The sequence below is a fragment of the Vallitalea sp. genome (assembly GCF_025211055.1).
Taxonomy (GTDB): Bacteria; Bacillota; Clostridia; order Lachnospirales; family Vallitaleaceae; genus Vallitalea.
In genome coordinates this window covers 216,767-238,529 of sequence record NZ_JAOARO010000057.1, presented here as the reverse complement: position 1 = coordinate 238,529, position 21,763 = coordinate 216,767, and the positions used below count along the sequence as shown (strand labels likewise).

At 29.5% G+C, this 21,763-nt stretch carries 19 protein-coding genes; all 19 read left to right on the top strand.

Annotated features, from left to right (window positions below; translation table 11 throughout):
- Window positions 1-86 precede the first annotated feature (86 nt).
- The 19 genes from N4A55_RS08200 to N4A55_RS08110 all read left to right on the top strand — a co-directional run bounded on the left by N4A55_RS08200 (window position 87) and on the right by N4A55_RS08110 (window position 21,750).
- A complete protein-coding gene (locus tag N4A55_RS08200) occupies window positions 87-1,097 on the top strand; it encodes a LacI family DNA-binding transcriptional regulator (RefSeq protein WP_293755117.1) in 1,011 nt (336 codons plus the stop codon).
- A gap of 46 nt (window positions 1,098-1,143) precedes the next feature.
- Window positions 1,144-2,787 carry a response regulator gene (locus tag N4A55_RS08195; protein ID WP_293755116.1) on the top strand — a complete coding sequence of 548 codons (1,644 nt, stop codon included), beginning with the start codon at window positions 1,144-1,146 and terminating at the stop codon, window positions 2,785-2,787.
- Window positions 2,759-4,549, top strand: coding sequence for a sensor histidine kinase (locus N4A55_RS08190; RefSeq protein WP_293755115.1), 1,791 nt, complete (start codon window positions 2,759-2,761; stop codon window positions 4,547-4,549). Before N4A55_RS08195 ends, N4A55_RS08190 begins: the two co-directional genes overlap by 29 nt.
- On the top strand, window positions 4,546-5,541 hold the full coding sequence (locus N4A55_RS08185; protein WP_293755114.1) for a substrate-binding domain-containing protein: 996 nt from the start codon (window positions 4,546-4,548) through the stop codon (window positions 5,539-5,541). The genes N4A55_RS08190 and N4A55_RS08185 overlap by 4 nt, the downstream gene beginning before the upstream one ends.
- Before the next feature lie 261 nt (window positions 5,542-5,802).
- The gene (locus tag N4A55_RS08180) at window positions 5,803-7,296 is read left to right on the top strand and encodes a sugar ABC transporter ATP-binding protein (RefSeq protein WP_293755113.1); all 1,494 of its coding nucleotides are present in this window, start codon (window positions 5,803-5,805) and stop codon (window positions 7,294-7,296) included.
- Between the two features lie 53 nt (window positions 7,297-7,349).
- Window positions 7,350-8,330, top strand: coding sequence for an ABC transporter permease (locus N4A55_RS08175; RefSeq protein ID WP_293755112.1), 981 nt, complete (start codon window positions 7,350-7,352; stop codon window positions 8,328-8,330).
- 30 nt (window positions 8,331-8,360) lie between these two features.
- On the top strand, window positions 8,361-9,353 hold the full coding sequence (locus N4A55_RS08170; RefSeq protein WP_293755111.1) for an ABC transporter substrate-binding protein: 993 nt from the start codon (window positions 8,361-8,363) through the stop codon (window positions 9,351-9,353).
- A 473-nt stretch (window positions 9,354-9,826) separates the two neighbouring features.
- A complete protein-coding gene (locus tag N4A55_RS08165; RefSeq protein ID WP_293755110.1) occupies window positions 9,827-11,560 on the top strand; it encodes an ABC transporter ATP-binding protein in 1,734 nt (577 codons plus the stop codon).
- Entirely contained in the window at window positions 11,553-11,981 is a 429-nt protein-coding gene (locus tag N4A55_RS08160; protein WP_293755109.1) for a hypothetical protein, read from the top strand. Before N4A55_RS08165 ends, N4A55_RS08160 begins: the two co-directional genes overlap by 8 nt.
- Before the next feature lie 150 nt (window positions 11,982-12,131).
- Entirely contained in the window at window positions 12,132-12,389 is a 258-nt protein-coding gene (locus N4A55_RS08155; RefSeq protein ID WP_293755108.1) for a hypothetical protein, read from the top strand.
- Window positions 12,390-12,569: 180 nt separating this feature from the next.
- Entirely contained in the window at window positions 12,570-13,298 is a 729-nt protein-coding gene (locus tag N4A55_RS08150) for a CPBP family glutamic-type intramembrane protease (protein WP_293755107.1), read from the top strand.
- Window positions 13,299-13,322: 24 nt separating this feature from the next.
- Window positions 13,323-13,625 carry a PqqD family peptide modification chaperone gene (locus tag N4A55_RS08145; RefSeq protein WP_293755106.1) on the top strand — a complete coding sequence of 101 codons (303 nt, stop codon included), beginning with the start codon at window positions 13,323-13,325 and terminating at the stop codon, window positions 13,623-13,625.
- Window positions 13,603-14,961: a B12-binding domain-containing radical SAM protein gene (locus N4A55_RS08140; RefSeq protein WP_293755105.1), complete on the top strand. Its 1,359-nt coding sequence runs from the start codon at window positions 13,603-13,605 to the stop codon at window positions 14,959-14,961. The genes N4A55_RS08145 and N4A55_RS08140 overlap by 23 nt, the downstream gene beginning before the upstream one ends.
- On the top strand, window positions 14,958-15,173 hold the full coding sequence (locus N4A55_RS08135) for a hypothetical protein (protein ID WP_293755104.1): 216 nt from the start codon (window positions 14,958-14,960) through the stop codon (window positions 15,171-15,173). Before N4A55_RS08140 ends, N4A55_RS08135 begins: the two co-directional genes overlap by 4 nt.
- Window positions 15,157-16,584 (top strand): radical SAM/SPASM domain-containing protein, encoded by a 1,428-nt coding sequence (locus tag N4A55_RS08130; protein WP_293755103.1) that lies wholly within the window; start codon window positions 15,157-15,159, stop codon window positions 16,582-16,584. Before N4A55_RS08135 ends, N4A55_RS08130 begins: the two co-directional genes overlap by 17 nt.
- A gap of 1 nt (window position 16,585) precedes the next feature.
- The gene (locus N4A55_RS08125; protein ID WP_293755102.1) at window positions 16,586-17,926 is read left to right on the top strand and encodes an aminotransferase family protein; all 1,341 of its coding nucleotides are present in this window, start codon (window positions 16,586-16,588) and stop codon (window positions 17,924-17,926) included.
- A 16-nt stretch (window positions 17,927-17,942) separates the two neighbouring features.
- Window positions 17,943-20,303, top strand: coding sequence for a B12-binding domain-containing radical SAM protein (locus N4A55_RS08120; RefSeq protein ID WP_293755101.1), 2,361 nt, complete (start codon window positions 17,943-17,945; stop codon window positions 20,301-20,303).
- Window positions 20,304-20,309: 6 nt separating this feature from the next.
- Window positions 20,310-21,089, top strand: coding sequence for a class I SAM-dependent DNA methyltransferase (locus N4A55_RS08115; protein ID WP_293755100.1), 780 nt, complete (start codon window positions 20,310-20,312; stop codon window positions 21,087-21,089).
- Window positions 21,090-21,102: 13 nt separating this feature from the next.
- Entirely contained in the window at window positions 21,103-21,750 is a 648-nt protein-coding gene (locus tag N4A55_RS08110) for an ATP-binding cassette domain-containing protein (RefSeq protein ID WP_293755099.1), read from the top strand.
- Window positions 21,751-21,763: the final 13 nt, after the last annotated feature.

Below are 21,763 nucleotides of genomic sequence, written 5' to 3'. Positions count from 1 at the left end.
TATGGTTTAGCGATAAACAAATTACTTGACATATGTTAAGTTTAGCTATACTATCATATATATAAATCAATGAAGGGAAAAAATATATGACTATAAAAGATATTGCTAATGCTGTAGGAGTTACTCCTACTACAGTTTCCAATGTTATTAATAGTAACTATCATAAAGTTTCACAGAAAACTATTGATAAAGTCCAAAAAGCAATAAAAGAATCAGGATATGTTCCTAATAAAAATGCTAGAGCCCTTGCAAATAATTCATCAAAAATAATCGGAGTCATATTTCCAAAAACAACAGAAGGATTTATGCAAGACCCTTTTCACTCTCAAATATTAACAGGTATCGAGAAGATTGTTGCTGCTAAGAAATATGATCTCATGATAAAATCAATAGATAATTACGAAGAAATCTATGAATTAATGAGAAATTGGAGTGTTGATGGATTTATAATACTTAGTCTTATAGGGTATCAACTTCCACAGCTGGAAAAGTTCAATAATGTTCCCGCAGTTTTTATTGATACCTATTATGAAGAGCTTAAATACATAAATATTGGTTCAGAAGATTATCAAGGGGAATTTAAAGCTGCTAGCTATCTATTAGAAATGGGACATGAATCAATAGGTTTTATATCATATCATATAGATTATCCAAGTGTTATAAGTATGAGACTTAATGGATTCAAGGATGCTCTTGAAAGTAATAATTTGCCATTTGATTATTCAGAGAGTGTATTAGAATTAGTCAAATTTGATCCTATGGGTAAAGAATGTGAGAACAAGATACTTAATTTTGTTAAGAATAAAACTGGTATCTGTGTTAGTGCGGACATATTAGCTATTGAAATTATGGAATTATTAAGAAGTAAAGGTTATAATATGCCTGAAGATATTTCAGTAATTGGATTTGACAATGTTTATTTATCAAGACTTGTAAATCCAAAGCTTACAACTATCAATCAGGATATCATTGCAAAAGGGAAAATAGCTGCTGAGAACTTGATTAATATGATAGAGAAAAATAATAAAGAGAAACCAAATATTAAAATTCCAACAAATCTTATCGTTAGAGAATCTGTAAAAAGAATAAACAAATAGTATAAATATTAAGGTAAATACAAATATATATCTTAGGAGGAGAGGTATGTATAAAATAATTATTGTCGAAGATGAAATACCTGTTAGAAATGCTATATGTAATATTATTAAATGGGAAGAATTAGGTTATGAACTAGTCTATGTTTCTAGTGATGGACAAGATGGGCTAGCATATATAGAAAATAATCAGATAGATGTTATTTTGACGGATATATGTATGCCTTTTATGGATGGTTTAGAGCTTTCCAATGAAGCAAAAAAAATATTGCCCACTGTAAAAATAGTTATCATTACTGGATATAATGAGTTTGAATATGCACAAAAAGCAGTAGAAATAGGTGTTGACCATTACTTATTAAAACCAATAACTGCAGATGAATTTACAAAAATGCTTATAGAAATAAAAAATGAATTGGATAATAAATTCGCTAAGAAGAGAGATCTAATAGCATTGAAAAAACAAGTAGAAACCAATAAAGACATTCTTAGAGATAAATTCTTGATGAATTTATTATACAATAAAATTAATTCCAATATAATCAGAGAGAAAATCAATAATCTTGATATCAAACTAGAAGGAACTAAATATATTGTAGCAGTATTACAACCAGAGAATATAAAAGATATAGCTAATTCAAACTGGGATTGTGATTATCAATTATTAGAATTTGCTATACTAAACATTTGTAATGAAGTATTAACTAACGATGATCAGAATATATGTATACTAGGGAATGACGACCAAATAATAATATTTTTTGTTAATAATGAACAAGACGAAATAGAGTTTCGAGATACTATTGATGAGATAATGAATAAAATTATAGTATGTGTTGAAAAATTCTATAACATAGGTATGTATATTGGTGTGGGTGACAACTATTCTGAATTGCAGGATTTGCATTTCTCATATAAAGATGCTTTGAATGCTTTAGAATATAGGGTATTAAATGGAAGTAATAAGATAATTTATAAAATGGATGTTGAAAAGACTTCATCATTCTCTTATCATAAAATTGACGAATATCTTAGAGAATTAGAATATGCCATAAAAATAGGTGGAAATAAAACAGATAAAATCATTGATTATATATTTAGTATCATAATATTTTCCAATGTTCATATATCACAATTTAGAACAATACTTCTTAAGATAACAACTACAATATTAAAGGCTTATGAAGATATTTTTAGTGGATCACCTAATGATGTAATAATTGATTTTAATCAATTCAATGAAGTATTTGGAAAAGAAAAAATAGATGAAGTAAAGACCTATTACAAAAAGTTATGTAAGAATTTATCTAATGAAATAAACAAAGAACGAATAGATATAAAAACCTCTCAGATGCAGAAAGCATTTCAATTCATTTATAATAATTATCAAAACAAAAGTCTCGATATAAATATGATATGTAATCATCTTAATATAAGTTCAAGTTATTTTAGTCGAATTTTCAAAATAGAGACAAATCAAACGTTCATGCAGTATCTGACAAAAGTAAGAATGGAAAAAGCTAAAGATTTACTGATAAATTCAGATTATAAAGTTTATGAAATATCTGAAAAAGTTGGATATGAAGATCCTCATTACTTTAGCTATAATTTTAAGAAGAATATAGGAGTGAAACCAACACAGTATAGAAAAAAGAGGTGGAATGTTGAAGAATCTAATTGTCAAATTAATTGATAGATATAATTTGAAAAGTATTCAGGTACTTATAACATTTTCATTTTCTATATTAATATTTTTCATAATATGCACCATAGCTTTTTTGTCTTATCATATAACAGGTACAGTTGTAGAAGAAAACACAAACGAATATGTTTATCAATTAGTGAAACAAGTTAATAATGATATTGATTATTATCTTAGAACAGTAGAAACCATTGCTGAGAATATACGATATAATAATGATTTAAACGAGTATGTAAGAACTGAAAATCAAGAACTGGAGAAAGATATAATATCAGATTTGAATACATACGTTGAATCAAGAAATGACATTATTAATATTGTTTTCATCTCTAATAAAGGTAGAGTATTTCACAATAATCTACATCTGAAACTAAAAGATAATATTAATTTTGAAGACTTTGAGTGGTATAGGAAGGCTAAGAATGAAGAGAAATTCGTTGTATCAGAATCCCATATCCAAAGATTGTTTGAATCAAGATATAAATGGGTTGTTTCATGTAGTACATTACTGAAAAGTCCATATTATGAAGAAAATCTGGGAGTTCTTCTTGTTGATATAAATTATAATCTTATCATTGATATGGTTAGCTCAATTAAATTAGGACAAAAAGGGTACGTGTTCATTGTAGATAATAATGGAGATATAGTCTATCATCCAAAACAACAACTTTTGTACAGTGGTTTGAAATCTGAAGATATGGATACCATATTGAACTCTGAGGACGGTACCAAGACAGTAATAGAGGATAGAAAAAAGAAGCAGTATACGATTACCACATCCAAATATTCAGGATGGAAAGTAGTTAGTTCAGTATATATGGAGGATATATTATCCTATAAACCTAATTTGGATCGATTCTTTTTTATTATGGGAACTCTTGCTATTTTTATATCTATATTTATATCTGTACTGATATCAAGAAGTATTCTCTATCCAATCAAGAAATTAGTTAATACCATGCATCAAGTAGAAGAAGGTAATCTTGATGTATCCATAGATATAAAAAACGATAATGAAATAGGAGAACTAGCAAAAGCTTTTAATCTTATGACAAACAGAATTAATAATCTAGTTAATCAAAATAAGAAGGTAGAGAAAAATAAGAGGAAAAATGAATTAAGAGCATTACAGGCTCAGATAAATCCACATTTTCTATATAATACTCTGGATTCAATCATATGGATGGCTGAATCAAAGAATTATAAGGGGGTAGTGATTATGACCTCAGCTCTAGCGAAATTGTTTAGGATTAGTATAAGTAAAGGAGCGCAATATATAACTGTAGCTGAAGAGATTGAACACGTAGAGAATTATTTGAAGATACAGAAGATAAGGTATGGAGACCATCTGGATTATCATATTGATGTAGAGGAAGATATTAAACAGAATAAGATTATCAAGCTTATAATACAACCTATAGTAGAAAATGCTATCTATCACGGAATTAAAAATGTTCATGGTGGTGGTATGATAGATATAAGTGTAAAAAAATATGATAATAAGATATTAATAACAATTGCTGATGATGGGGTTGGTATGAGCCAACAAGAAATCAAACTACTGTTCAGCAAAAATCAAGAGTTACCAAAAGAGAAAAAACTAGGTGGTGTAGGAGTTAGGAATGTTGATAATAGAATAAAGTTGTATTATGGTGAAGATTATGGACTTGAGATTGAGAGTGAGATATATGAAGGAACTACGGTTAAAGCTTGGTTACCCAATATTTCAATTTTAGGAGGAGATAACATTTGAAAAAATATATAGTACCTTTAAGTATTTGTATTTTATTAGCGATGTTATTGATAATAGGGTTTGATTTGGCAAAGTCATTTAAACATCATGCCAAAAAGAAGCCTGTAGTATATATGATTGTTAAGTCCAGTAAGCCAAGTGAAGGTTTTGAATTCTGGGAAATAGTAAAGATGGGAGCCGATGTAGCAGCTACTGAATTAGATGTTGATGTTGTATTCACTGGTCCTGAAAATGAAACTCAAGTTGATGAGCAAATCAAATTGATAAGAGATGCCATTAAGCGAAAGCCTACAGCAATAGTCTTAGCAGCTACAGATTACAAGAAATTACGTGAAGTAGGACAAGAGGTCATATCCAATGGAATAACACTGATTACTATTGATTCGCAAGTGGATATTGATACTAATCATAGTTTTATTGGCACTAATAATATTGGAGCAGCTAAAACCATAGCAAAAGAGTTAGCTAATATGATAGATAAGAAAGGCAGAGTGGCTGTTATGTCATATGTATACGGAACATCAACATCAATTGAACGAGAGGCAGGTTTTCGAGAAGTTCTAAAAGAATATCCTAATATTGATCTTATTAAAGAGACTTGGTATAGTAATGGTTCAATAGATATTGCTTATGAAAAAACAAAAGAAATATTAGAAAAATATCCTGATACAATAGCAATATTTGGTGCAAATGAAATATGTATGGTAGGAATTGGGAGAGCCATAGAAGAATTAGGATTAAAAGATAAAGTTGTAGTAGTAGGATTTGATTCTAATGAAGAGATAGTAAGTAGAATAGAATCGGGTATTATCGATAAGATAGTGGTTCAGAAACCTTTTAATATGGGATATCAAGGAATAAAAGAAGCTGTTAGAATAGCCAATAGAGAAAAAAAACCAGAAGTAATTGATACTGGAGCAATACTTATAGATAAAAATAACTTGTATACACCAGAAAATCAAAAATTATTGTTTTCATTTGAGAACAAATAGATATAAAAAAAAATCGCCTTATATTATATATTATATAGGGTGATTTTTTTATTATAGGAAAGTGCTATGGAAGATGAGACGTAGCTTTTTTTGTGTGCACGAATTTTAACTTTTGGAGTAGAATATTCAATTTTTTTTGCAAGAAATAATTATATAATCTTATTATAAATTTCCTGTAATTAATGTTTCAAATAACGAGAATAAATATAAGTCCTGCATTTATCTCGTAATTCAAGATAAAAATGAAAGGAGATAAGTAATATGGAGGATTCGTTGGTTTTAATGGAAGGCATAGATAAAAGTTTCCCAGGTGTAAAGGCTCTTGATAATTGTAGATTTCAATTATTAAAAGGAGAGATTCATGCGTTAATAGGAGAAAATGGAGCAGGAAAATCAACACTAATGAAAATTCTGACAGGTGTTCATAAAAAAGATGCAGGAAAAATTTTTTATAAAGGTGAAGAGATAAATATCACTAATCCTAGAATGGCTAGGGATTTAGGTATAAGTATAATCCATCAAGAGTTGAATCTTATGCCTGATTTGACAGTAGCTCAAAATATATTTATTGGGAAAGAACCTAAGAAGTGTTTGAATCTATTTTTGGACAATAAGGAAATCAATGATAAGGCAAATGAATTATTGAATCAAATGAACCTTAATATTAGTCCAGAAGAAAAGGTAGAGAATCTATCAGTAGCCAAACAGCAAATGGTGGAAATTGCAAAAGCATTATCCTATAATTCAGACGTACTCATCATGGATGAACCAACTGCTGCATTAACGGAACTGGAGATTGAAGAACTTTTTAGTATTATCAAAGGGTTAAAGGAAAAAGGTGTAGGGATAGTTTACATATCCCATAGAATGGAAGAGTTAAAGCAAATATGCGATAGAGTTACAGTAATGCGTGATGGAAGTTATATTGATACAAAAAATATGAATGAGGTAACTATTGATAAAATCATTAATATGATGGTAGGGCGTGAGTTATACGTATCTGCCCCTGAAGAAATTACCCCTTCAGATGAAGTTATATTGGAAGTCAATAACCTAAATCAAGGTAATAAAGTGAAAGATGTAAGCTTTCAGTTGAAGAAAGGAGAAATACTAGGATTTGCAGGTTTGATGGGAGCAGGAAGAACAGAAGTAGCTAGAGCAATATTTGGAGCTGATAAAAAAGATTCAGGAGAAATTATACTGAATAATAAAAAGATACAAATAAAATCACCAAAAGATGCAGTAAAAAATGGTATTGGGTATTTATCAGAGGATCGAAAGAGATATGGTCTTGTATTAGGGATTGATATTGAAACCAACATAGTTATGGCTAATTTCAGTGATTATACTAATCCAATAGGGTTTGTGAAGTCTATCAAAACTTCTGAATCAGCTACTGAAAGAGTCAAGGAATTAGCAATAAAAACACCAGGTATTTCTCAAAAAGTTAAGAACTTATCTGGAGGTAATCAACAAAAAGTTGTCATAGGAAAATGGCTAACTAGAGATTGTGATATCTTAATATTCGATGAACCAACTAGAGGTATTGATATTGGAGCGAAAGGTGAGATATATAAGCTTCTTAATGAACTAGCAAGTCAGGGGAAATCAATTATTATGATCTCTTCAGAACTACCTGAGATACTTAGAATGAGTCATAGAATCATTGTAATGTGTGAAGGAAGAATAACAGGTGAGCTTAGTAACGAAGAAGCTACCCAAGAAAAGATTATGCAGTATGCAACTGCAAGATAGATATACTTATAAGATTATAATAAGCTAACTAATAATTATGTGGAGGTAGAGAAATGGATAAAATTGGATTAAAGGAAAAATTATTTAATTCAAATACTACGCAAAAAATATTGGCATTTAGTAGTCTAATATTGCTATTAATTATTTTTTCTATTGCATCACCTAACTTTTTTACTGGAACGAATATAAAAGGTATATTGCTAGCAACTGCGGTTAACGGTGTATTAGCTGTGGGAGTTACTTTTGTTATTATAACTGGTGGGATTGACTTATCAATCGGAACGGTTATGACATTTTCTTCAGTAATCGCTGGAGTAATAATATCTATGTGGGGGCTACCTATATGGTTAGGTCTTCTAGGAGCGATATTGGCAGGAAGTTTATGCGGATTTATTAATGGTTTCAATGTTGCAAAATTTCGAATACCTGCATTTATTGCTACATTAGGAATGATGATGATAACCAAGGGATTATCTCTTGTTATATCTAATGCCAAACCAATATATTTTACTGGTGCCAAAGGAGTATTTATAGATAAATTCTCAGATATATCTACTGGTACAATTTTGGGAATACCTAATGCGGTTATTATTCTATTCGTAGTTGCAGGTATCGGTGGCATTCTATTAAATAAAACATTACTTGGAAGATACACTTTTGCTATCGGCAGCAATGAAGAAGCTACAAGATTATCAGGAATCAATACTGATAAATGGCTCATAATTATACATACACTAACTGGAGCTTTTTGTGGTGTAGCAGGAATCTTGATGGCTGCAAGACTTAACTCAGCTCATCCAGCATTAGGTCAAGGATATGAGCTAGACGCCATTGCAGCGGTAGTTATTGGTGGAACGTCACTTAGTGGAGGTAAAGGAACCATTTTAGGGACTATCATTGGTGCATTTATTATGAGTGTGTTGATTAATGGACTAAGGATATTATCTGTTCCACAAGAGTGGCAGACAGTGGTTACAGGAATTATTGTAATTGTTGCGGTAGTTGCTGATGTTGCTAGAAAAAATAAAAAATAATAAATATAATTAATCTTAAGGAGGAGTTTTATGAAGAAGTTAATTTCATTATTACTAATTATTTGCATGATGGGTGTTATAGCAGGTTGTAGTCCTAAGGAAACAAAGCCTAGTAATTCTGGTAATGACAATGGTGATTCAAGTAGTGAAGAAAAGATATATATACCTGTAATATCAAAAGGTTTCCAACATCAATTCTGGCAAGCAGTTAAACTAGGAGCAGAAAATGCTGCAAAAGATTATAACGTAGAGATTACTTTTGAAGGTCCAGAATCAGAAGCTATGGTTGATAAACAGATCGAGATGTTAGAAGCGGCATTGAGTAAAAATCCTAGTGCTATATGCTTAGCAGCACTTGATAGTCAAGCGGTTATACCATTACTAGAACAAGCAGATGAAAGAGGTATTCCTATTATAGGATTTGACTCTGGTGTTGATAGTGAAATTCCTATTGCTACAGCGGCAACTGATAATATTGCAGCAGCAGCAGAAGCGGCTGATAAAATGGCAGAACTTATCGGTGGTGAAGGTGAAATCGGATTAGTTGTTCATGACCAGACTAGTCGTACTGGTATAGACAGAAGAGATGGTTTCAAAAACAGAATCGAAGAAAAGTATAAGAACATTAAAATCGTAGATATTCAATATGGAGATGGAGACCAATTAAAATCTACAGATATAGCTAAATCAATTATTCAGGCTCATCCAAATATCAAAGGTATGTTTGGTGCTAATGAAGGTTCTATAATCGGTGTACTCAATGCAGTAAATGAACTTGATAAAGTTGGAGATATCGTAGTAATAGGATATGATTCAGGTAAGCAGCAACAAGAAGCCATTAGAAATGGTCAACAAGCAGGAGCAGTAACACAGGATCCAATCGGTATTGGATACAAAGCTGTAGAAGCTGCTGTAAAAGCTATTAATGGTGAAGAAGTAGAAAAGAACATAGATACAGGATTTCATTATTATGATAAAACAACAATTGATTCAGATGATATACAAGCTTTATTATATGAATAAGAAACATTATTGAAAAATACTTGCCTAGCCAGAGCATATTAAGCTCTAGCTAGGTTTTTTTAATAGAGGTTTTCAAGAATTTTTTTAGTTTATATAATAAACCTAGAGAACTTAATATTACAAAAAAATCATAAAAAGTATATAAAAATACATAAATTTATAGAAATATACAATAAATAATGCTTGTATTATTTTGAAAAATGAAATATAATAAATATATAAGAAAATTTAGAATATAATCTGTTTCAATTAACATCTCTGGGTTTGCTAATATAATTCCAAAATGAACAATCTATTTTTAATAATTAATTAGTATTTTATATGGGTTAAACATAAAATTATACGGAAAATTATTTGATAATAATATAATATAATAATTAATAAAATGTTAATAATAAAATATTAAATCATAATATAAAAATATATTATTTAAAATAACGAAAAGTTAAAGTGATGAATGGAGCTGTTTATATATGCTAAAAGATTATCTAAGGAAATATGTCAAATATCTAAAACCATTTATAAATTATGAAGTTATGATTTTTATTATTCTAGGGCTAAGTTCATTGATATCTTTAGTGAACCCACTATTATTCAAAGTTATCATAGATAGAGTTTTAATTCTAAAAGAAGTTGAATTATTAAATTATGTAATAGGCATATTCTTATTCTTTTATATAATTAATCTTTTGATGTCATTTTGTAATGGTTATCTCAATTTATATGTTAATCAATCCATTGCTAAAAATATTAGAAATGATTTAGTGAATCACCTGCAAAAATGTAAACTACATGTTTTGGAAAATATCAAAGTAGGTGATGTAGTAAGTAAAAGCATTGATGATGTTAGTACAGTAACTGGATTCATGACAGATACTATCATTTCTATAATAAATAATTTTACGAATGTTATAATTACAGCTCTTGTCATGTTCTATTTCAGCTGGAAATTATCGTTGATAGGCATAATCTCAGTTCTTATCCAGACATATATATCAACAAGATATGCTAAAAAAGTTAAAATCAATCAAGAAGAGATTAGAGAAAAAGCCTCTGTACATATTAGTTTTCTAAAACAAATTATGTCTAGTATAAAAATAATTAAGGCTTACAGTAAAGAAGAAGCCAATTCCCTGGAATACGATAGTTTATTAAAAAAAATTATTCACCTAAGTTATGATAGGTTCTTAATAATTTTTAAACATAGCAGTTTTGTATCCCTAGTGTCTTTTGTAAGCTCTATGCTCATTTTCATTATTGCTATATATGAGATATATAAGGGAAATATGACCGTAGGGGTATTCTTTGTTTTTGATACTTTGGTTGAAAGATTCAATCAATTTTCTAATGCACTTATAAATCTAAATATTAATATACAGAATGTCATGGTGGCATTTGGTAGGATAGAATCCATTTTCAATATGAAGGAAGAGGACAACCTATCATTAAATGAAACTATAGAAGGTTCTGATATCATTGTGGACAACCTTAGTTTCAAATATGAAGAAGATAGTGATATTGATGTAATAAAGAACCTTTCATTACAATTTAAAAAAGGTGGTAAATATGCAATAATCGGTGAAAGTGGAGAAGGGAAATCAACCATATCCAATTTACTAATACGTTTGTACGATATTGAAGAAGACAAAGGAAATATCATAATAGGAAATAAGAACATAAAAAATATAAATATTTATAAACTCAGGCAAAAAATCAGTGTAGTATTTCAAGAAGGATATTTGATAAATGGCAGTATCAAAGATAACATATTATATGGAAACAGGAATGTGGAAGAAAGTTATTTTCAGAAAATACTGGAGTTATGTCATATACAAGATTTTATCATTCAATTGTCCAACGGAATACAAACTATAATTGGAGAAAATGGGTTCAACCTATCAAGTGGACAGAAACAAAGAATATGTATAGCAAGAAGTCTTCTCAGAAATTCTGACATATACATTTTTGATGAATCATTTTCTAATCTTGATAAAAAATTGGAAAGTAAGATATACAATAATATATTAAGAGAATTCCATGATAAAACAATAATATTTATAATTCATAACTTGGACTTGATAAAAGGAATGAATAACATCTGTGTATTGAAAGAAGGTAATATTGAAGCTATTGGAAGTAGTGATGAGCTTATGAGAAAGTCAGAGACATACAAGGAATTATTGGATAGGGGGAAAAGCATTGGATAATAAAAAAATGATTATAGCAGTTAAAGTATTGTTTGTACTTTGTTTTATACTAACCTGTCTTTTCTTGATAGGTCTGAATATGCTGAAAATACAAGAGAGATACATTGTTAATGGTAAATTCTTTGGAAGCGGTGAAGATACATATTTTATGACTAATATCCTTAACGATAATAGTTTAGGAGAAGTTAATGAGATACTTTCATTTCTGACATATGACTTTTATTTGGATAGTGAATATGAAGGGAAAATAATTGAAAAAAGTGAATGTGAACTTGGTCTTGAAGAAGGAGATGTTATTAGATATAAGATACAGTTTCAACCAAATGTCAATACATTTGATCCAGACAAATTATATGAATTTCAAGTGAGTAAGGATGAAAAAAGTCTGCTGTCCATACTACTTGAAAAATCTGGTCTATAAATTAATGGTTCTATTCATTGCTAGCTAATCCTTATATATAAATTAAGATTAGTTAATAAACATAGTTTCGTAATATTATCTTTTTAATAGTGTACATATATATTCATTTGATAATCTTATGAAATTATGTAAGGAAGGAGGTGCAGTGATATGTTACCAAAACCTAACATAATTAAAATGCCTAATGCTTCTACAAATATGTTCATGGGTTTGAATGGATGCGGTAGTGGATACAATTCTCATGTAATTAGTAGAGCTACTTGTAGTAGTGACTATTCATGTCATCCTGTATCAGGTGATAACTGTATAGATTCAAGCTATGGTTCAGGATGTGGATGGACATTGGGAATAGGAGCAGGTGGTGCTGCTGTAGGAACAGGTGTTACAGTAGGTATTGCAATAACATAATGACTAGCTGATTACACATACTCTCAGGATTACATTTATCCTGAGAGTAATGTAAAGAACGTTTTCAAGAATACGAGGTGATGATTTATACAAAAAGCTATAAAACAAATAAAAACTAAAGATGATTATATCTATATTATACTATATATTATTTCATACTTTTATGTTGATAAATATGGTTTGCTATTCTTAATTGCAGCAATCAGTATATTATTATTGATGAAATTCAATGAAGAAGTATACATAAAAAAAGATAACATACAATGGATGGATAGCATATATATAATATTTAGCATAATAGGATGTTATCTCATTACAATTTTACTTGACTTAGGTTATTTTAATGAAGGATTAGTCATAAATGGGATTAATCTAATATCATCATATATACTTGCTTATTATTTTATAATACCTATTGTTTACATGATAATAAGACAACCATTATACTTTAAAAATATGTGGAAGATCAATTCTAAGATAGGTCTATTTACAATACTTATATGTCTACCCAATATTATAACTAGTATAGTAAGAATTATTGTTGGAGCCTATAATTATATTTCGCCTGATAATCTCATTAAGAATATATTTCAATTTATTTTTATGGCAGCTTTATTGGAAGAGTTGTTTTTTAGAGGGTTCTTATATAATTTTTTAAATAATATAATCGGTAAGACTAGTTCTACAATCATAACTTCACTTATATTCACATTTTGGCATATGTCACTAGTTAATAATGCGTTTAGCAATTATTCCATGGGAGCAATCTATAATCTAATTGCTATCATGGTTTTAGGAATAACTAATTGTTTGATAATAGAAAGAACTAAAAGTATTATCCCATGTATTGTTTTTCATGCAGTCATAAATGGGACATTCCTAAATTTGATATTACTATTTGTAAATTAATGGATTCATGGATAGGAGGATATTATGGATAAGAATTTGGTACCAGAAGTTAAAACAATCAATTGGAAGGGGGAGGGGGATTATGCGGTAGTCAATAACAATTTTGAAAAATTACTTCTCAATAAATCAGTAAAACTTGTGCTTGAATTAATCAATGGTATAAATACTATTGATGATATCAATAATATTTTGATAAATGAATATAAAGATACTGACGAACCTCATTGTATTGAAGAAATAGTTGAGGAATCAATACAATTATTGATTGACAATAACATTATTAATATGAAAGAGGATGAGATAGATGGGTGGTTACAATACGAATAACATTCTACTGATTAATCTACCAATTCAAACTTATTTACAAAAAGATTTTTCTAGTGATACACAATATAATCCATCTTTAGGTCTGATTTCACTTGGAACATGGTTGGAACTTAATGGCTACTTAGCAACTGTAATTGATCTGTGTTATCATAGAATGCCTTTCAAAGAGGTAATTAACAATATTGAACAGCTGCAGCCAATTTTAATTGGTATTTCGGTGTACACAGAAAATATTGATTTAGCAAAACTATTTGCTGAAAAAATAAAATCCGTTTATCCCCATGTACCAATTGTATTAGGTGGACCTCATCCCACACTTGTACCAGAAGATGGCATGGAATCTCAATATGTTGATTATATTATTAGAAAAGAAGGGGAATCAACCATGCTTGAATTGGTTGAAGCCATAGAAAGCAATGAGTATCTCATAAAGCTGGATGATATAGACGGATTAGTTTTTAAAAGAGATGGAAGGATTATTAAGAATAAGCTTAGAAAACAGTGTGCAGATCTGGATATCGCCCCACTAGTAAAAAGAGATTTGGTAGATCTATCAAAGTATAAAGAAATAATAAACATATTTACAAGCAGAGGATGTCCTGGTAGATGCATTTATTGTTCAGCAACTACATTATCTGGAGCTACATACAGAGTAAGAAACATAGAAAACGTATTTATGGAAATAGTTATGATGAGAGCACTATTAAATACAAAAGTAATGAAAATATATATTGTTGATGATACATTCACGGCTATTCCTGATAGAGTTAAAAAATTCACTGAACTAATGAGTGAATATGACCCTGACATCTATTGGCATTGTGAATCAAGAATAGACGTGATGTCAGAAGAATTACTCAATCTTATGTCAGAAAATAAATGTATTGCTATACAATATGGTATTGAAAGTGCCAGTCAAGAAGTTTTGGATAGCATTAGAAAAGGAATAGATCTTACTAAAGCACGAAAAATAATTGATTATACTTACAAGAAAAAGATATTCCTTTGTCTATCTTTCATGGTAGGTCATTTCTGTGATACCAAAGACACCATGGAAGAAACATATTTATTTATAAAAGAGATGTATGAAAAATATAGAGCCGAAATTGCACTGTCATTTAATACTCCTTTTCCTGGAACGTGGCAGCATACGCATAAAGATGAACTTGGATTAGAAATAACTGCTGACAGATACAAACAATATTCTTTATTGGATCCTATTGTTAAAACTGATAATTTTACTGTTAACGATCAAAGGGAAATATTCTATAAATCATCTAAATATCTAGCTAGAGCTGTAAAAATAGAAAGTTTGAAAAGAGAGTGGATAAAATGATAAATAAAATAATTCTAAGAACTACATCCAACTTGAGTTTTTGCGGAGAAATAGTTACTAATAACCTGTTAAATGAAAAGGGAGCATTATTGAAGACCAGCCCAAAATCAGATATCAAGATATGGTGTCCCATTGATGAAATAAAGACTATCATATATCCAGATGGAAAAAAAGTTGAAGGGAAGGATATAAAACATGAACTTAGATTATGATAAAATCTATACATTGGATAATGAGTTTGAAATAATAGAAAGAGATAATAAATATTTGTTTATTGATTATAATAATGTCAATTGGCTTAGAACCAATTCCACTGGAAAAGAAATATTGAAAAGATGTGATGGAAAAGAAACTTTACGAAACGTTATACAACAAATATCAGTATTATATTCCTTTGGAACTGATTTTCTAAAAGAACAATTCAGCGATTTCTTGAAAGAAGCTATCAATAAAGAATTGTTATTGGAATCAGGTCATTCCAAGACTATTTTGGAACCAGCTTCTGCAGAGTATCCTAATGATGTATGGATACATGTTACAGAAAAATGTAATCTAAGATGTCCATTTTGTTATTCCAATTCAACATGTGCTGATGTGGAGCAAGAAGAGGTAGATATTGATGCTGTAATAGGTTTTTTAGAAAAAATACCGAAAGATTATCGTAGCACAGTTTTAATAAGTGGTGGAGAACCATTTCTATTTAAAGGGTTACCAACATTGACAAAAAGATTGAATGAACTAGAATACAAGAATATTGTAATAATAACTAATGGTACTGTTGGTAATGAAATATATAAGGAAGTATTACCTAATATCCATTCATTACAAGTATCTGTTGATGGTACCCAAGCAGAATATCATGAAAGAACAAGAGGTAAAGGTTCCTTTGATAAGATGCTAAAAAGCTTGAAATTAGCTAGAGAATTTAACATTAAGAGATTGATTATTTCGTTCACACCTACTAAATATAATATAAGTAATCTGCCGGAGATACCAAAGTTTGCATATGAACATGATATAGATAGTATTCATCTGACTAGATTAATGCCTGTCGGCAGAGGGGTAGAGAACAAACCAGTCATTGAATCAGATCCTGATGAATATGAAACAAATGTAAGTGAATTCATGAGAAACATGGAAAGAATCAATAGACGTATTCATTATATTAGAGAGACAGAAGAGTTTTTCCTAGAAGAGGATAAGAAGAGAAAATATGTTGAATTATCCATGGCAGCGGATCAATCAAAGAAAGTCATTAATAGGCATAAAGTTACTAATTGTAGTCTAGGATGCGGTACTATAAGTATCAGCAGTGACAATAATGTGTATCCATGTCCTTCTCTTCAACACGGAGAATATAGATTAGGAAATATATTGCAAAATGATATGGAAGATATTATGCAAAAAGGTAAAGAAGTAGCATGTAAATACTCTGTAGACAATATATCAACATGTAAAGATTGTAAAATGAGATATTTCTGTGGTGGAGGTTGTAGAGCTTGTGCTCTTGGTAATGAAGGTAATATTAATGGAGAAGATCCTTTGTGTGAATATTATATGAAAGCTATGCTTGAGATAATATGGAACTATACAAGACCTATCATTGATAAAGAGGGGGCATAACATGAACAATCTAAATCTAAGGAATGTCATATCTCATGATATGGATTTCAAGTACCCTATATGGCACCCCTATTCATCAGTCAATAAAGATTATTTCAGTATGCGTAATTTTGTTCGTGGTGAAGGTATCTATCTATTTGATGTAAACAATAAAAAATATATTGATGCATCAAGTGGTTTGTGGAATATCGCCTTAGGTTATGGAAATGAGAGAATAATATCAGCAATAAATAAACAGTTATGTGACTTACCATTTACTTCACTCTTCTATTATACTAATCCAATAATCATTGCTTGTGCTAATAAGATACTATCCCTTAGCAAATGTGATATGAAGAAAGTATTTTTTACATGTTCAGGTTCCGAAAGTATAGAACTGGCTATTAAAACTATGAGGGAATATTGGACTATCAGGAAACGTAATGACAAAAAAACAATAATTAGTTTCAATAATTCATATCACGGTACACATTATGGAAGTATGGGAGTAAGTGGTTTAAGCAGGGAACATATAGCTGGATATGGTCCATTAGTAGATGACATTGTATTTTTTGATCCTGAGATAGAACAGAAAAATATATCTGAAACTGAAAGAGATAATCAGGAATTACAGGCTATAGAAGAATATATCATTAAGAATCATGATAGAATAGCAGGTATTTTAATTGAGCCTATTCTAGCTTCTAATGGTGTATCTATTATTACTGACAGATATATTGAAATGGTACAAAGATTGTGTACAGAATATAATATCTTGATCACAGTAGATGAAGTAACAGTAGGGTTCTATAGAACTGGAGAAGCATTATATAGTAATAGCCTTAATATTGAACCAGATATAATTTGTATGGCTAAAGGAATCAACAATGGGTATCTTCCTTTGGGTACAGTTATGTTTAATGAAAAGATATATTCAGTATATAATCAATCTGATAGATTATTATATCATGGAACTACTCAGGGAGGAAACCTAGCATCATGTGCGGCATGTATAGCTGCCATAGAAGAGTATTCAAGACTTAATATTGGAGAGAATGTCAAACATATTAATTCATACCTAATGGATAAGTTAAGTAAAAACATCATAAATCATAAAAATGTCAATGATATATGGGGCAAAGGATGTCTTATACAAATAGAGCTTATAAGAGGAAAGAAGAATAATAGTCATCTTTCTATACAACAGATAGGGATATTGAAGTATGAATTATTGAAGAAAGGTCTAATAGTGTCTCATGCTGAATCAGGGTTGACATTATTACCTATGTTAATTATGAATGAAGAACAAGTAGATGAATTAGTAGGTATTCTTGAACAAGTATTTTCTAGTATAGTATTTTGATTGGGGTTTTGCAAAGATGTTGGATGCAGTATTAATCTATATAAATGTAGTCAATGGATATATTACAGGAGCAGAATATCAGCTTGATTCTGCATATGTTACTTCTTATTTAAGGAAGAATGAGGTTGAAGTTATTCAATATATAAATAAAGATATTAATAATTACCATGAGGTAATCAATGACTTGTTCAATTATAAAACAGATACATACGTTTTTTATATTAATGAATACAATTATTATATTTCAAAAGTCATCATCAATGAATTAAAAGCATTTAGAAAAGATAATAAAATAATTGCTTTTGGACCAGTAAGTAAATATATAGGTCACAACCTTCTTGATGAAGTCATGATTGATATATGCGTCTTACAAGAAGAACCAATGACCATTTATAATCTTATCAACAGTTATAAATTAGATCATATAGACAACATTATTTACAGAAAAGGAACTGATATTGTTGAAAAGGGTATTAGATATTATGATTATACCCTAGATGATATTGGTTTTCCCTATAGCAGTGGTTCTGTTCCAATAGAAGAAGTGGAGAACGTAGGATTGATTACATCAAAAGGATGTTACGGTAATTGTGCTTTTTGTTCTTATACGAAGAATAGGTATTTAACCCATAGCATTGAAGGCATCATTGATGAATTGAAATATATCAAAAAATACTTTGCCTATAGCAGTCTAAAGATTAACTTTTATGATGATTGCTTTTCCATAAGCAATAATAGAACCAAAGAATTATGCAAAGAGATAATCAAAAACAAAATAAAATATACATATTGGTGTTGTACAAGAGCAGATTTATTATCTGATGGATTAATTGATATAATGAGTGAAGCAAATTTCAAAAATATTGTGATTGGTCTTGAAACAGCATCCAACAAGGTTATGACTAAGCTTGGTAAGGCTGTAGGTAGTGAGAATTCATCCCAATTCATTGAAAAGGTAAGAAAATCTTATAAAAAATGTGAGGAGGTAGGAATTAATCCATATATAAGTATTAACTTTGGATTGCCTTTTGAAAAGTTAGAAGATGCATTTAGGACTATAGATTATGTGAAAGATAAAAAGATGGACAATATAAGCGTATGTTTCATGACAAGTTTTCCTGGCAGCAGGATCTTTGAAAATAGTAGATTATATGATACCCACAAGGATATGTCACCCACAGTATTACCTTATAGAACTTATTATCATAATTATGATATGGGTAAAATTTATAATCTGCTGAAACAGAAGAATATACTTAATGATATTTATATTGAGCAGTCAACTAGAAAAAGCAAAACAGTCAAAGATATCCTATATTATTATTCAGGAATACCTTTTAGTAACAGATATAGCAAGTTTGATAATGTTTTTGTAAAAGATGATGCCAATGACTATTTGGATTTTATTGATAATAATATTAATATCAATGGAAGGATTATTCGCAATAACAATAAGCTTTCATTAAGTAAGAATTATCTTTTCTGTGATGATAGAAAAAATATCAAATACTGTATCAAGGAGTATGGCCATACTCTAGAAGCAGCCTATAAATCAGATAAGTATGTACCATCAATAATCAGTACTAGAACCAAAGGCAATATTACTAATATACAGATAGATAACTTATACGATAGTAAAAAGCTTAGTATCACAACAAGAAGTTTAAATAGCCTACAAGATCTGATAGAACTAGAAAACAAAGCTGTAGAAGTCATTAATAAAGGTTACTTCACAATTAATGATATTAAGAATGGGATTATTAATAATGCATGTATGTTCAGTGGAATTTGTACCTTAAGTCAGTTTAGTAGAGTAACTTTGTCAGATGAAAAGGTTAATCTATGTATTAATCATGGACATGTAGGCTCAACTACTGATACCACCAAGCAATTGGTAGATAACTTATCAAAACAAATGGAACAAAACAGTAGTGCTGAGTGTAGTAACTGTAAATTTTATAGTAAATGTTCTAAATGTACATTTTTACCACATTTCATGAATCGTAAAATGTTTTGTAAACATGTTAGATGTAATCCTAAGCTTTGGCACTATCTTAGAATGAAAAACATATTGTATCACTATTACACCTTTAATCTATTTAATATTGAAGGTGAGGATAAGATAAGATTCACTATATGCAAAGATTGTAACTCCGAAGATTCATATTACTTCAAGGATGAGGTAGTGATGTTTGAATATGACTATATATCCATTATCTACAATTTAGAGAGTAATACCATGATATATTGTAAAAAAGATGAACATGATACAGCTAAGTACTTAATGGGATTAAAGGAGGATATTTCGTTTAGTAATGAGCGTTATATAGATATACTACTGAAATTAGAAAAAAATAATATGCTGAATGAGAGGTGAATACAATTGGAATACTTTGGATTCTGTAAAGAAATAAAAGAGATGGGTTTACCTGATGTACATGAAGAGGAAATATATTCTGGACATTTTGCCAAGTTCTATGATACTAATGTAAATGATATATTTGATGTACCCTTATATGAGAAGTTAGCAAGGGAATATGGTAATCATATTATGGAGTTTGCATGTGGCAGTGGTAGAATTCTAGTGGAACTATTGAAAAGAGGATATGATGCTGTGGGGTTGGATATATCTCAAGATATGCTGGAGATATTAGAAGAGAAATGTTCTAAGTTGGATGTAAAGCCTACTCTTGTATGTGATGACATGCTTAGACATGTTTCATCATCCAAATATGATATTATTATTCTAGCAAGGATTACTATATGTTTATTGGAAGATGATGATACAAGAATAAAATTATTCAATAATGTCTACAACAACCTGAGAGATGGAGGAGTATTCGTATTCAATTACTTGGATTGTCCAAAAGAAATTGAATTGGGCGAAAAAAGACCAACATTCTTATTTGACAAAGATAAAAAAGGTTATGCAATAATCAGCGAAAAAATATTAGAGGATAGATCAATAGTTAATATTTACAGTGAAACCAATATAGATGATAAAACTAAGAGATACATTACTTCAACATCCAAATATCTATTAAATAATGAAATGATTAGTAATATTATTGATCAAACAGCCTATAAACATGAAAAAACATATGCTTTGAATGCTGTTAATTATGAGACAGGTAAAATGAAATTTGTTGTCTTAAAAAAGTAAAGGAGCTATTAGTATGATAAAATTAGAACATTTATCTAAACAGTTTGTTAAGAATAAGAGACGGATTAATGTTATTAATGATTTTAATTATGAATTCCAGCCAGGAAAACTATATTTGATTAAAGGAGAATCGGGAAAGGGTAAAACCACTTTACTCACATTGCTGGCGTTTTTACAAAAAGAAGATGGTGGTAAAATTATTTTTAATGATATTATAGTCAGTAACCTGAAACAAGAAGAGAAATGTAATCTTCGTAGAAAAGAGATAGGTATAGTATTTCAGGATTACAATCTTTTTGATAATCTCACAGTAATGGACAATGTAATTATTGTAGACGTGTTGAAAAACAAAATTCATAAAGAAGAAATCTATAATAAAGCAAAAGACATAATTAAATTACTTGGATTAGAAGATAGAATTAACCATTATCCATATGAACTGTCAGGAGGAGAACAACAAAGAGTAGGTATTGCACGTGCTATACTAAAAGATCCATCTATTCTGATATGTGATGAACCTGTATCTAATCTTGATAAAGATAATGCAGTTAATATTGTAGAATTCATTGATGGTTACTGTCATAACAAAAATAAAATTGTAATAGTGGCAAGTCATGATGATTATTTTGATGATTGTGCTGATTATGTAATCAATCTGTAGGGAGGGAAATAAT